The sequence below is a fragment of the Bordetella parapertussis genome (assembly GCF_020735925.1).
Taxonomy (GTDB): Bacteria; Pseudomonadota; Gammaproteobacteria; order Burkholderiales; family Burkholderiaceae_B; genus Bordetella; species Bordetella pertussis.
Genome location: NZ_CP085971.1, coordinates 1614262 through 1627796 on the forward strand (window position 1 = coordinate 1614262; position 13535 = coordinate 1627796).

The window sequence follows — 13535 nt, forward strand, 5'->3', positions numbered from 1 at the left end:
CGCCCCTGCGATATGCTCCGGCAATTAACAAAATGAAGTAAGCGAATACATTGTCAGAGAGCCTTGCGATTGCGCTGCGTCTGATCGTGTCCGGCGATCCGGTCCTGATGGCCATCGTGGGACGCTCGCTGGCGGTCAGCGCGACGGCCTGTGTCCTGGCCTGTCTCATCGGCATGGCGGCAGGCGGGTGGCTGGGCGTTGCGCGCTTTCGCGGCCGCGGCATCGTGCTGACGCTGCTCAACACCTCGCTGGCGCTGCCTTCCGTGGTGGTCGGGCTGGCCATCTACCTGCTGCTTTCCCATTCCGGTCCGTTGGGCTTTCTCGGCTGGCTGTTCTCGTTCAAGGCCATGGTGGTGGCGCAGACCATCCTGGTCGTTCCTATCGTCACGGCGCTGGTGCGCCAGACCATCGAGGACGCCGAGCGCCACCATGGCGAACAACTGCGTTCGCTCGGCGCGCGGCCGGGCATGCTGAGCCTGCTGCTGCTGTGGGACGAGCGCTTCACCTTGCTGACCATCGTCATCACGGCGTTCGGGCGCGCGGTGTCGGAGGTCGGCGCCGTGATGGTGGTCGGCGGCAACATCGACGGCTATACCCGCGTGATGACCACCGCCATCGCGCTGGAAACCAGCAAGGGCGATCTGCCGCTTGCCATGGCCCTGGGCATGCTGCTGCTGCTGGTGGTGCTGCTGCTCAATATCCTTGCCGCGCTGGTGCGGCGCTGGCGCCTGCGCCGCGATACGGGCCTGGCCGGCCTATATGGCCGGCACGCGCGGGGCATGGCATGACGGTGCTGTTCGATCTGCGTGGCGCGGACGTCTACTACGGCCCGGTGCATGCCCTGCGTGAGGCCGAAGTGCGCATCTGCGCCGGCGAACAGGTGGCGCTGGTCGGCGCCAATGGCAGCGGCAAGAGCACCTTGCTGCGCCTATTGCACGGGCTGGTGACGCCGCGCGCGGGCCAGGCGCGATGCGCGGCGCGCGCGCGCCAGGCCATGGTGTTCCAGCAGCCCTACATGCTGCGCACTTCGGCGCAGAACAACGTGGCCCTGGCGCTGTGGCTGCGCGGCATGCGCTGGCGCGAAGCGCGCGCGCGGGCGCTGCATGCCCTGGAGCGCGTCGAGCTGACCGAGCTGGCCGGCCGCAACGCCAAATCCATGTCGGGCGGCCAGCAACAGCGCCTGGCGCTGGCGCGCGCCTGGGCGCTGGAGCCCGAGGTGCTGCTGCTGGACGAACCGACTGCCAGCCTCGACCCTCATGCCAAGCGCGACGTCGAATTGCTGATGGAGCAGTTCGCGCGGCCGCGCGACGGGCTTGCGCCGGCCATGATCTTCAGCAGCCACAACCTGGGCCAGGTCAAGCGCCTGGCCCGGCGCGTCATCTACCTCGAGCGCGGCCGGATCCTGGCCGACTTGCCGGTGGACCAGTTTTTCAACGGGCCGCTGCCCGAAGCGGCGGCATTGTTCGTCAAGGGAGAACGCATACCATGAAAATCCTCAACGCAATCCGCCGCGGGCTGGCGCTGGCCGGCCTGGCCACCGTGCTGGCCGCGCCGCTGGCGGCGCGGGCCGAGACCATCGTCATGGCCTCCACCACCTCGACCGAGCAATCAGGCCTGTTCGGACACCTGTTGCCGGCCTTCAAGAAGGCCAGCGGCATCGACATCAAGGTCGTGGCCCAGGGCACCGGCCAGGCGCTGGACATGGCGCGGCGCGGCGACGCCGATGTGCTGTTCGTGCACGACCAGGTGGCCGAGGAGAAATTCGTGGCCGACGGATACGCGGTCAAGCGCTACCCGGTCATGTACAACGATTTCATCCTGGTCGGTTCGGCCAAGGACCCGGCCGGCGTCAAGGGCAACGACATCGTCGCCGCGCTGGGCAAACTGGCCAAGGACAACGCCGACTTCATCTCGCGCGGCGACAAGAGCGGCACGCATGCGGCCGAACTGCGGTTCTGGAAGCAGACCGGCTCGGACAGCAAGGGCAGCGGCTACAAGGAATGCGGCTGTGGCATGGGGCCGGCGCTGAACATGGGCTCGTCGATGAACGCCTATGTGCTTTCCGACCGGGGCACCTGGCTCAGTTTCAAGAATCCGGGCGAGCTGAAGATCCTGGTCGAGGGCGACAAGCGCCTGTTCAACCAGTATGGCGTGATGGTGGTCAATCCGGCCAAGTTCCCGCACGTCAAGGCCAAGGCCGCGCAGCAGTTCGTCGACTGGGTCACATCCAAGGCGGGCCAGGACGCGATCGCCAGCTACCAGGTCAATGGCCAGCAGTTGTTCTTTCCCAACGCCGACAAATGAGCGCCTGACCGCATGGCCGCCTCGCGAGGCGGCGTTTGCCCGGCCGGTTGAGCGGCCGGGCGCGTGCGCGCCGCGCGGACAGCACGAAATCCAAAGGCCACGAGTATCTCGTGGCCTTTTGCACGGGGCGTCGTCGCCAGCCGCTTGCCGGCGCAGGGTAGTGCTTTCAATACTAGGATAACAGGTGTGATTGTACTAGCTTGAGAGGCTCGGCATAATCGAGTCGAACGTCGCTTCGACGTATGCCCGGCGCATGCCGGATGTTCCTCTCAAGAGTGCTTCCATGGCCCAAACGCTTTACGACAAACTCTGGGACGCCCACGTCGTCCACCAGGAATCCGACGGAACCTGTCTGCTCTATATCGACCGCCACCTGCTGCACGAAGTGACCAGCCCGCAGGCGTTCGAGGGGCTGGCGCTGGCCGGACGCCAGCCGTGGCGCGTCGGGGCCAACCTGGCCGTGGCCGACCATAACGTTCCCACGCTCAACCGCGCCCAGGGCATCGAAGACCCGATCTCGCGCCTGCAGGTCGATACGCTGGACGACAACTGCGCCAAGTACGGCATCACCGAATTCCGCATGAATGACCTGCGCCAGGGCATCGTGCACGTCATCGGCCCGGAGCAGGGCGCGACCCTGCCCGGCATGACCGTCGTCTGCGGCGACTCGCATACCAGCACGCACGGCGCGCTGGGCGCGCTGGCCTTCGGCATCGGCACTTCCGAGGTCGAGCACGTGCTGGCCACGCAGACGCTGCTCATGAAGAAAGCCAAGAGCATGCAGATCAACGTCGAGGGCGAGTTGCCGTTCGGCTGTACCGCCAAGGACGTGGTGCTGCACATCATCGGCATCATCGGCACGGCTGGCGGCACCGGCCACGCCATCGAATTCTCCGGCAGCACGATCCGCGGCCTGTCCGTCGAGGGCCGCATGACGGTGTGCAACATGGCCATCGAGGCCGGCGCGCGCTCGGGCATGGTGGCCGTCGACGACAAGACCATCGATTACTTCCGCGGCCGCCCGTTCGCGCCCGTCGGCGTGCTGTGGGACCAGGCAGTCGGCTATTGGCGCACGCTGCACTCGGATGCCGGCGCCAGGTTCGACCGCGTCATCAACGTCGATGCGCGCGACATCAAGCCGCAGGTCACCTGGGGCACTTCGCCCGAAATGGTGCTGCCCGTCGATGGCCGCGTGCCCGATCCCGATCGCGAGAAGGACGACGTGCGCCGCAGCGGCATGGAACGCGCGCTCGAGTACATGGGCCTCAAGCCCAATACACCGCTGGTCGATATCCGCGTCGATCGCGTGTTCATCGGCTCGTGCACCAACTCGCGCATCGAAGACCTGCGCGCGGCCGCGGTCGTGGCGCGCGGCAAGCGCGTGGCCGCCAACGTGCGCCAGGCCATGGTGGTGCCGGGTTCCGGGCTGGTCAAGCAACAGGCCGAGCGCGAGGGGCTGGACAAGATCTTCATCGAAGCCGGCTTCGAGTGGCGCGAGCCGGGCTGTTCGATGTGCCTGGCCATGAATGCCGACCGCCTCGAACCGGGCGAGCGCTGCGCCTCGACCTCCAACCGCAACTTCGAAGGCCGCCAGGGGCAGGGCGGGCGCACGCACCTGGTCAGCCCGGCGATGGCCGCCGCCGCCGCGGTGGCCGGCCATTTCGTCGACGTCCGCTCGTTCCGTTGATCCAGGATTCCAACATGCAAGCATTCACCCAACACGAAGGCCTGGTGGCACCGCTCGATCGCGAGAACGTCGACACCGACCTCATCATTCCGAAGCAATTCCTCAAGTCGATCAAGCGCGCCGGCTTCGGCCCCAACCTGTTCGACGAACTGCGCTACCTGGACCATGGCGAACCGGGCATGGACAACAGCAAGCGTCCGCTCAACCCGGATTTCGTGCTGAACCAGCCGCGCTACCAGGGGGCCTCGGTGCTGCTCGCGCGCAAGAACTTCGGCTGCGGTTCCAGCCGCGAGCACGCGCCCTGGGCGCTGACGCAGTACGGTTTTCGCGCCATCATCGCGCCGTCCTACGCCGACATCTTCTTCAACAACAGCTTCAAGAACGGCCTGCTGCCCATCGTGCTGGGCGAGCTGGAAGTCGCGCGCCTGTTCGACGAAGTCAAGGCATTCCCCGGCTTCAAGCTGAACATCGACCTGGAGCGCCAGGTCGTCATCGCGCCGGATGGCCGCGAGCTGGGCTTCGATATCGAACCGTTCCGCAAGTACTGCCTGCTCAACGGCCTGGACGATATCGGCCTGACCCTGCGCCAGGCCGACAAGATCCGCGCCTTCGAGGCCGAGCGCCTGGCGCGCCACCCGTGGCTGGAAAGCCGCCCGGTCGCCTGACGCGTTGCCTGCCGGCCCGCTGTCCGCGTTGATCGCGCGCGGCGGGCCCTTGCCTTGTTTTCCCGCTTACAGGAATTTTTCATGACTCATCAGATCGCAGTCCTTCCCGGCGATGGCATCGGCCCTGAAATCGTCGAGCAGGCCGAGCGCGTGCTCAAGGCGCTGGACCTGCCGCTCGAACTGCGCCAGGCCCCGGTGGGCGGCGCGGCCTTCGACCAATTCGAGCATCCCTTGCCGCCGGCCACGCTGGAATTGGCGCAAGGCTCGCACGCGGTGCTGTTCGGCGCCGTGGGCGACTGGAAGTACGACACGCTGCCGCGCGAATTCCGCCCCGAGCAGGCGATCCTGGGCCTGCGCAAGGCGCTCGGGCTGTTCGCCAACCTGCGCCCGGCGATTCTCTATCCCGAGCTGGCCAGCGCCTCCTCGCTCAAGCCCGAGATCGTGTCCGGTCTCGACATCCTGATCATCCGCGAACTGACCGGCGACATCTATTTCGGTACGCCGCGCGGCGTGCGCACGGCCGCCGATGGCGCCTTCGCCGGCGAGCGCGAAGGCTACGACACCATGCGCTACGCCGAGTCGGAAGTGCGGCGCATTGCCCGCATCGGCTTCGAGTCGGCCCGCAAGCGCAACAAGAAGCTGTGCAGCGTCGACAAGGCCAACGTGCTGGAAACCTCGCAGTTCTGGCGCGACCTGGTGATCGAGGTCAGCCGGGATTATCCCGACGTGGAACTGTCGCATATGTATGTCGACAACGCCGCGATGCAGCTGGTGCGCAATCCGCGCCAGTTCGACGTGATCGTGACCGGCAACCTGTTCGGCGACATTCTTTCGGATGAGGCCGCCATGCTGACGGGTTCGATCGGCATGCTGCCTTCGGCCTCGCTGAACGCCGCCGGCCAGGGCCTGTACGAGCCCAGCCACGGATCGGCGCCCGACATCGCCGGCCAGGGCATCGCCAATCCGCTGGCCACCATCCTGTCGGCCGCCATGCTGCTGCGCTATTCGCTGAATCTGGCCCCGCAGGCCGACCGCGTCGAGGCCGCCGTGCGCAAGGTGCTGGCCGACGGCCTGCGCACCGCCGATATCCACGAGGCCGGCACGACCAAGGTGTCCACCTCGCAGATGGGCGACGCCGTGCTCAAGGCCCTGGGCTGAGCCGTAGCGCCCGGCGCCGGTGCCGGGCGCGTCCATTGTGCGAAAGGGCCGCGATTTTTGCGGCTTTTCCGCACAATTTGTCCCTATATTCTCGGATGCAGCGCAACATCGGTGCGCACATTCTGATAAATTGTCCAGGTTGCAGGTTCTTTTCTTTCTACCGATACCTTTTTAAGAGCTCTAGAAATGACGCAAGCAGTAGGCCTCGTCGGTTGGCGCGGTATGGTCGGTTCCGTTCTCATGCAGCGCATGCGTGACGAGAACGACTTCGCACTCATCGAACCCGTATTCTTTTCCACCAGCAACGCTGGCGGCGCCGCGCCCGCCTGGGCCGAAGGCGCGGGCCCGTTGCAGAATGCCTACGACATCGACGCTCTTAAGAAACTGCCGATTATCGTCACCGCCCAGGGCGGCGACTACACCAGCGAGGTCTATCCCAAGCTGCGCGGCGCGGGCTGGCAAGGCATCTGGATCGACGCCGCCAGCACCCTGCGCATGGCCGACGACGCCATCATCGTGCTCGATCCGGTCAACCGGCCGGTGATCGACGCGGCGCTCAAGCGCGGCGTGCGCAACTTCGTGGGCGGCAACTGCACGGTCAGCTGCATGCTGATGGGCCTGGCCGGCCTGTTCAACAACGACCTGGTCGAGTGGATGACCTCCATGACCTACCAGGCCGCCTCGGGCGGCGGCGCGCAGCACATGCGCGAACTGCTCACCCAGTTCGGCCTGCTCAACCAGGCGGTCAAGCCCTTGCTCGACGATCCGGCCGCGGCCATTCTCGATATCGACCGCGGCGTGCTGGCGCGCCAGCAGGACCCCTCGCTGCCGCAGGAGTATTTCGGCGTGCCGCTGGGCGGCAACCTGATCCCCTGGATCGACAAGGATCTGGGCGACGGCATGTCGCGCGAAGAGTGGAAGGCCGAGGCCGAGACCAACAAGATCCTGGGCCGCGGCGCGGCGTTCGGCACGCCGGCCACGCCCATCGATGGCCTGTGCGTGCGCATCGGCGCCATGCGCTGCCACAGCCAGGCGCTGACCATCAAGCTCAAGCGCGATGTGCCGCTCGACGAGATCGAGGACCTGATCGCGGCCGGCACGCAATGGGCCAAGGTCGTTCCCAACACCAAGGAAGACACGGTGAAGGCGCTGACGCCGGTGGCCGTGACGGGCACGCTGGATATCCCGGTGGGCCGCCTGCGCAAGCTGTCGATGGGGCCGCAGTACCTGGGCGCCTTTACGGTCGGCGACCAACTGCTGTGGGGCGCGGCCGAGCCGCTGCGCCGCATGCTGCGTATCGCGCTGGCCGAAGCCTGACGCGCGGCGCCGGCGCGCATGGCAGGATACAAGGGCGCCCGCGGGCGCCCTTGTCGCAGGCGCGCCGTTTTCGGCGGCAAGGGCCGCGAGTTTGTGAATCGTGGCCGATCCATTACACTTTTCCCCTGCATTTGCCGGCCATTCGCTCTGACCACGGAATCCTCATAAATATGCGTTCGACCTTGCGCCCTCTGCAGCCCGCCCGCCGTTCACAGGCCCTTTCGTGGGCCCTCGTCCTGGCGCTGGGGGCCGGGGCCACGGGGGCCGAGGCGGCCCGGCTCGGGCATGCGCGGGTGGTTTCGCCGCCCGGCGCCGCCTTGCAGGTCGTGGTGCCCTTGCTCGAACTGAGCGCCGACGATCTGGCCACCCTGCAGGTTTCGCTGGCCGACGAAGCGGCCTGGCGCCAGGCCGGCCTGACTCCGCCGGTGCCGCTGTCCAGCGCCACCGTGCGTATCGAGCCGGGTGCCGACGCGTCGCGCCGCAACGTGCGTATTTCTTCCAGCCAGCCGCCTGCCGGCAACGCGGTCGACGTGCTGCTGGACCTGCGCTCGGGCGCCGGCCAGCGGCAGGTCCAGGTCACCACCATCCTGGTGCCGCCGCGCGGCAGCGCTGCGCGCGTGGCGCCGGCCAGCGTGGGCACGCCCGCACCGGCCGGCCAGGCCAGCGCCGGCTCCATCGACGTGCGACGCGGCGATACGCTGTTCGGCATCGCCCAGCGCAATGCCGTGGCCGGCGCCAGCGTCTACCAGATGCTGGTGGCGCTGTGGCGCGCCAATTCCGAGGCCTTCATCCAGAACAACATGAACCTGGTGCGGGCCGGCGAAACGCTCGACATCCCCGACGCGGCCACGGTACGCGCCATCGATCCGGCCGAAGCGCGGCGCATCTTTGCCCAGCATGCCGAGGCCTTCGCGCGTTATCGCGGCCGCGCCGGCGCGCTGGCCGCGGGCGGCGCGGCCGTCAGCGGTACGGGCGAGGCCGGCGCGGGCCGGCTGGGCAGCGCGGCGCAGGCCGAGGCGGCCGGCGCCGCCACGGCGCAGGACCGCCTGCGCCTGTCCAGCGCACAGGGCGGCGCCAACGCGCAGGCCGATGCCGCGGGCGACGCGCGTGCCTCCAGCGGGCGCGCGCTCGATGACGCGCAGCAGCGCGTCGAAAAACTGCAATCCAACGTCGATGCGCTCAGCCAGGCGGCCGGCGCCGGCAAGACGGCAAGCGGCGAGGGCAGCGCGCCCGCCAACGCATCGGCGGGCGCCGGCGGCCAACCCGGCGCCGATGGCAAGGCCGGCGCTGACGGCAAGCCAGGCGCCGACGGCAGGCCAGGCTCCGACGGCAAACCCGGGGCCGACGGCAAACCGGGCGGTGCCGCCGCCGGCGCGGGCGCCGCTACGCAGGCAGGCGCGGCATCGGCGGGCTCGACGGGCGCCAATGGCGCCGCGGCCGGCAGCGCTGGCGCGGGCGCCGCGGGCAGCGGGCCTGCCGCCGCGCCTGGCGCCGCCGGCTCGGCGTCGGGGAACGCTTCCGGGCTGTCGCTGCCCGGCGGCGCGGCCGGGCAGGGCGGCGAAGCGGCCAAGGGCGAGTCCACGCAGGGCGGCATGCCCGGCTGGCTGGCTGACAATCTGCTGGCCATAGTCACCGCCGTGCTGGCGCTGATCGTCTTCATCGTCGCCTGGGCCCTGCGCCGCGCCGGCGCCCGCCGCGACGACGACGAGGCTTCGGCGGCCTATCCCGAGCCCACGCTGGACACGGCTGCGCTCACGCGCAAACTGGACTCGATCAGTCTCGACCTGGACGAGCCGCCCACCGACGAACCCCGTCCGGGCGGCAAGCGAACCTGATTCATGTCCCGCATTGCATTGGGGCTGGCCTACGACGGCTCGGCCTGGCAGGGTTGGCAGACGCAGCCGCATGGCGTGACCGTGCAGGACCAGGTCGAAGCCGCGCTGGCTTCGTTCGCAGGCGGCGGCGGGCCGGTGGCGACGGTCTGCGCCGGGCGCACCGACACGGGCGTGCACGCCGCCATGCAGGTCATTCATCTCGACACCGATCTGCAGCGTCGCGACGAGTCCTGGGTGCGCGGCGTCAACGCCTTTCTGCCGCCCAGCATCGTCGTGCAATGGGCGCGTCCGGTGAGCGAGGCCTTTCATGCGCGCTTCTCGGCGCGCTCGCGCACCTACGTCTATCTGCTGTGGCGCGGCCGCGTGCGGCCGGCGCTATGGGCCGGCCGAGCCGGCTGGGCGTTCCAGCCGCTGGACGTGCCGGCCATGCGCGCGGCGGCCCGCACGCTGCTGGGCGAGCACGATTTCTCCAGTTTCCGCTCCTCGCAATGCCAGGCGCGCCATCCGGTGCGCACGCTCCACCGCCTCGACATCGACGAGCGCGGCGCATTCCTGGTGTTCACGCTGCGCGCCAATGCCTTTCTGCACCACATGGTGCGCAATCTGATCGGCGCGCTGCTGCAGGTGGGGCAGGGACGCGAATCCGTGGCCTGGATGGACGCGTTGCTGCGCGCGCGCGACAGGCGGCTGGGCGCGCCCACGTTCATGCCCGATGGTTTGTATCTTTCAGCGATCGAATACCCGGCGGAGTTCGGTTTTGACGAACTCGACGGTGGGACAATGCTGCTCTCGCCGTTCACGGGCGCTTTAGGGTAATCAGCAGGGCGGCAAGACCGCCCGATCCCGATATCATTGCGGACGAAAAAAAAGCGGAACCCTCTATCAGGTTCACCGCGTGCGGCCGTTTTACGCAAACGGTCCGCGCTCAGCGCATTCTTCCACACCCAGGAGACACCCGTAATGCAACGCCGTTCGTTCCTCAAGCAGGCCACATTGGGCGCCGCCGCCGGTGGCGCAGCCCTGGCAGCCCCCGCCCTGGCGCAAGATTCCCCCACCATCCACTGGCGCCTGGCCTCCAGCTTTCCCCGCAGCGCCGATGCCATCTTCACGGGCGGCGAGAACCTGGCCAAATACGTAAGTGAAGCCACGGACGGCAAGTTCAGCATCCGCGCGTTTCCCGCCGGCGAGATCGTGCCCGCGCTGCAAGTCCTGGACGCAGTCCAGAACGGCACCATCGAGTGCGGCCATACCGCCTCGTACTACTACTTCGGCAAGGATCCGGCGCTGTGCTTCGACGGCGCGGTGCCGTTCGGCCTGAATACCCGCCAGATGAACGCCTGGATGCGCCACGGCGACGGCCTGAAGCTGACGCGTGAGCTGTTCCAGAAGTACAACGTGGTCAATTTCCCGTGCGGCTACACCGGTACCCAGATGGGCGGCTGGTTCCGCAACGAGATCAAATCTGTCGACGACCTGAAAGGGCTGAAGTTCCGCGCCAGCGCGTTCGCCGGGGCGGTGCTCTCGCGCCTCGGGGTGGTGCCGCAGCAGATTGCCGGCGGCGATATCTATCCCGCCCTGGAAAAAGGCACCATCGACGCGGCCGAATGGATCGGTCCGTACGACGACGAGAAACTGGGCTTCCACAAGGTGGCCAAGAACTACTATTTCCCCGGCTGGTGGGAAGGCACGCTGCAGGTGTCGCTGTACGTTAACCAGGACGTCTACAACCAGCTGCCCAAGCATTACCAGGCGGCGTTGGCCCAGGCCGCGGCGGCCGCCACCAACGACATGATCGCCAAGTACGACGCCGAGAACCCGGCGGCCTTGCGCCGCCTGGTGGCCGAGGGCGCGCAGCTCAAGGCCTTCCCCAAATCCGTCATGGAGGCTTGCTATACGCAGGCCCAGGCGGTCTACAAGGAGTTCTCCGAGAAGGACCCGATGTTCAAGCGCGTCTACGACAGCATGGTGGCTTTCCGCGACAACGAGATCCCCTGGTTCCGCGTGGCCGAAGGCAGCTACGACGGGTTCATGGCGACGGTGGCGCGGGGCAAATAACCCCGTTTCGACGCGACGCGGGCCGGCCGGACCGCCACAGGATATAAAATTCCCAGGTTTGGCCCGGCGCGGCGCCCGTCAAGAGCGGACGCGGCCCGTGGTTCCACGCACGGCGGCAACGGCCTGGCAACCCCAAAGCGGCCGCGTGCTTATCCCGGATGCCTGATGTCCAGGCGCCGGGCAAGAAGCCTTTTTTCAAAGTATTCCCATCATGAAAGCATTACTCGCCTTATCGCGCGGCATAGACGCGCTGAACCTGCGGGTCGGCCGGGCCGTGACATGGGTCACCTTGCTGGTGGTGCTGGTCAGCGCCGGCAACGCCGTGGTGCGCAAGGTGTTTCATAGCAGTTCGAACGCCTGGCTGGAACTGCAGTGGTACATGTTCGGCGCGATGTTCCTGCTGACCGCGGGCTACACGCTGCTGAAGAACGAGCACGTGCGGGTGGACATTCTGTCCTCGCGGCTGCCGCGCCACAAGCAGATCTGGATCGAGATCTTCGGGGTGGTGTTTTTTCTGCTGTCGGCGTGCATCCTGATCATGGTTCTGTCGTGGCCGGTGTTCATGGATTCGTACCTGAGCGGCGAGCAGTCGTCGAACTCTGGTGGGCTGATCCGCTGGCCGGTCAAGCTGTTGATTCCGGTGGGGTTTGCGCTGCTGGTGCTGGCGGGGCTGTCGCACCTGATCAAGTGCATCGGGTTCTTGCGCGGGCAGTGTCCGGACCCGACCGCGCGCGATGGCAGCAAGAGCGCCGAGGAGCTGCTGGCCGAGGAGATAGCCCGCGAAGCGCTGGAGCGCGAGGCGAGCGTGCAAGAACAACGTAATAACCACGAAGGCCGCTGATCATGGAGTTTCTGATAGCCAATCTGGCGCCGATCATGTTCGCGACGCTGGTGCTGTTTTTGCTGCTGGGTTTTCCGGTGGCGTTCGCGCTGGCGGCCAACGGGATTCTGTATGGTCTGGTGGGCATCGAGCTGGACCTGCTCAGCCCGGCGCTGTTCCAGGCCCTGCCGCAGCGGGTGTTCGGCATTATTTCCAACGACACGCTGCTGGCGGTGCCGTTCTTTACCCTGATGGGGCTGGTGCTGGAGCGATCGGGCATGGCCGAGGACCTGCTCGAGACGATCGGCCAGGTGTTCGGTCCGTTGCGCGGGGGGCTGGCGATCGCGGTGGTGTTCGTGGGCGCGATGCTGGCGGCGACCACCGGGGTGGTGTCGGCCTCGGTGATTTCGATGGGGTTGATTTCGCTGCCGATCATGCTGCGCTACGGGTATGACAGGCGGCTGGCCAGCGGGGTGATCGCGGCCTCGGGCACGCTGTCGCAGATCATTCCGCCCTCGCTGGTGCTGATCATCCTGGCCGACCAGCTGGGGCGCTCGATCGGGGACATGTACCGTGCGGCGATGGTGCCGGGGTTCGTGCTGGCGGGGCTGTACATTGCCTATGTGGTGGTCGTCTCGCTGGTCAAGCCCTCGGCGGCGCCGGCGCTGCCCGAGGAGGCGCGCAGATTTCGCGAGCCCAACGGCTCGCGCGGGGGGCGTTCGCTGCTGGTGCTGATGCTGATTTCCTCGCTGTCGGCCTATGTGCTGGGGCAGTGGCTGGAGAACGACACGGCGCCGGTCGACGAGCAGGTGGTGGTGAGCCTGCTGCTGTGGGGGCTGACGGCGTTCGTGATCGCGATCGCCAACAAGGTGTTTCGCCTGAAGATGCTCTCGGCGCTGGCCGAGCGGGTGACCTTCGTGATGATCCCGCCGCTGTTCCTGATTTTCCTGGTGCTGGGCACGATCTTCATCGGCGTGGCCACGCCCACCGAGGGCGGGGCGATGGGGGCGGTGGGGGCGATCATCATGGCGCTGATCCGCCGGCGCCTGACGCTGGAGCTGCTCAAGCAGGCGATGGACACGACCACCAAGCTGTCGTGCTTCGTGGTGTTCATCCTGGTGGGCTCGACGGTGTTCGGGCTGACCTTCCGCGGGGTCAACGGCGATCTGTGGGTCGAGCACCTGCTGATCGGGCTGCCGGGCGGGGAGTGGGGGTTCCTGATCGTGGTCAGCGTGCTGACCTTCGTGCTGGCGTTCTTCCTGGACTTCTTCGAGCTGGCGTTCATCATCGTGCCGCTGCTCGGCCCGGTGGCCGACAAGATGGGCATCGACCTGATCTGGTTCGGGATCATCCTGGCGGTGAACATGCAGACCTCGTTCATGCACCCGCCGTTCGGCTTCGCGCTGTTCTACCTGCGTTCGGTCGCGCCCAAGGACGCCTACAAGGACAAGATCACCGGCAAGGTCATCCAGCCGGTGACCACCGGCCAGATCTACTGGGGCTCGGTGCCGTTCATCGTCATCCAGCTGTTCATGGTGGCCGCCGTCATGCTGTTTCCCGGCATGGTCATGCACTACAAGGGCGGACAGTCCACCGTCGACCCGGCCAGCGTGAAGATCGAGATCGAAAGCAATTATGGAACTAATATCTATGGAGACGAAAGCTCCGATCCCGGGGTAGCGTTCAAATAGGTA

12 protein-coding genes are annotated in these 13535 nt (G+C 67.2%); all 12 read left to right on the forward strand.

Annotated elements, in window-relative coordinates; genetic code table 11:
- Window positions 1-50: 50 nt before the first annotated feature.
- The 12 genes from LK409_RS07700 (at window position 51) to LK409_RS07755 (ending at window position 13532) form a co-directional block, all read left to right on the forward strand.
- Window positions 51-788 carry an ABC transporter permease gene (locus LK409_RS07700; protein ID WP_003812658.1) on the forward strand — a complete coding sequence of 246 codons (738 nt, stop codon included), beginning with the start codon at window positions 51-53 and terminating at the stop codon, window positions 786-788.
- Complete coding sequence (locus LK409_RS07705) at window positions 785-1489, forward strand: ABC transporter ATP-binding protein (protein WP_003812656.1); 705 nt, start codon at window positions 785-787, stop codon at window positions 1487-1489. The genes LK409_RS07700 and LK409_RS07705 overlap by 4 nt, the downstream gene beginning before the upstream one ends.
- Window positions 1486-2304: a substrate-binding domain-containing protein gene (locus LK409_RS07710; RefSeq protein ID WP_010928289.1), complete on the forward strand. Its 819-nt coding sequence runs from the start codon at window positions 1486-1488 to the stop codon at window positions 2302-2304. Before LK409_RS07705 ends, LK409_RS07710 begins: the two co-directional genes overlap by 4 nt.
- A 283-nt stretch (window positions 2305-2587) precedes the next feature.
- Window positions 2588-3991 carry a 3-isopropylmalate dehydratase large subunit gene (gene leuC / locus LK409_RS07715; protein WP_033446523.1) on the forward strand — a complete coding sequence of 468 codons (1404 nt, stop codon included), beginning with the start codon at window positions 2588-2590 and terminating at the stop codon, window positions 3989-3991.
- Between the two features lie 14 nt (window positions 3992-4005).
- The gene (gene leuD / locus LK409_RS07720; RefSeq protein WP_010926388.1) at window positions 4006-4656 is read left to right on the forward strand and encodes a 3-isopropylmalate dehydratase small subunit; all 651 of its coding nucleotides are present in this window, start codon (window positions 4006-4008) and stop codon (window positions 4654-4656) included.
- Window positions 4657-4737: 81 nt separating this feature from the next.
- Window positions 4738-5814 carry a 3-isopropylmalate dehydrogenase gene (gene leuB, locus LK409_RS07725; protein WP_003812648.1) on the forward strand — a complete coding sequence of 359 codons (1077 nt, stop codon included), beginning with the start codon at window positions 4738-4740 and terminating at the stop codon, window positions 5812-5814.
- 186 nt (window positions 5815-6000) lie between these two features.
- Entirely contained in the window at window positions 6001-7131 is a 1131-nt protein-coding gene (gene asd, locus LK409_RS07730; protein ID WP_010928291.1) for an aspartate-semialdehyde dehydrogenase, read from the forward strand.
- A gap of 170 nt (window positions 7132-7301) precedes the next feature.
- Complete coding sequence (locus tag LK409_RS07735; RefSeq protein WP_041937179.1) at window positions 7302-8966, forward strand: FimV/HubP family polar landmark protein; 1665 nt, start codon at window positions 7302-7304, stop codon at window positions 8964-8966.
- A gap of 3 nt (window positions 8967-8969) precedes the next feature.
- Entirely contained in the window at window positions 8970-9782 is an 813-nt protein-coding gene (truA, locus tag LK409_RS07740; RefSeq protein WP_003812640.1) for a tRNA pseudouridine(38-40) synthase TruA, read from the forward strand.
- A 144-nt stretch (window positions 9783-9926) separates the two neighbouring features.
- Window positions 9927-11021 carry a TRAP transporter substrate-binding protein gene (locus tag LK409_RS07745; protein ID WP_003812637.1) on the forward strand — a complete coding sequence of 365 codons (1095 nt, stop codon included), beginning with the start codon at window positions 9927-9929 and terminating at the stop codon, window positions 11019-11021.
- 211 nt (window positions 11022-11232) lie between these two features.
- Window positions 11233-11862: a TRAP transporter small permease subunit gene (locus LK409_RS07750; protein ID WP_010928293.1), complete on the forward strand. Its 630-nt coding sequence runs from the start codon at window positions 11233-11235 to the stop codon at window positions 11860-11862.
- Window positions 11863-11864: 2 nt separating this feature from the next.
- Window positions 11865-13532 (forward strand): TRAP transporter large permease, encoded by a 1668-nt coding sequence (locus tag LK409_RS07755; RefSeq protein ID WP_010928294.1) that lies wholly within the window; start codon window positions 11865-11867, stop codon window positions 13530-13532.
- Window positions 13533-13535 lie beyond the last annotated feature (3 nt).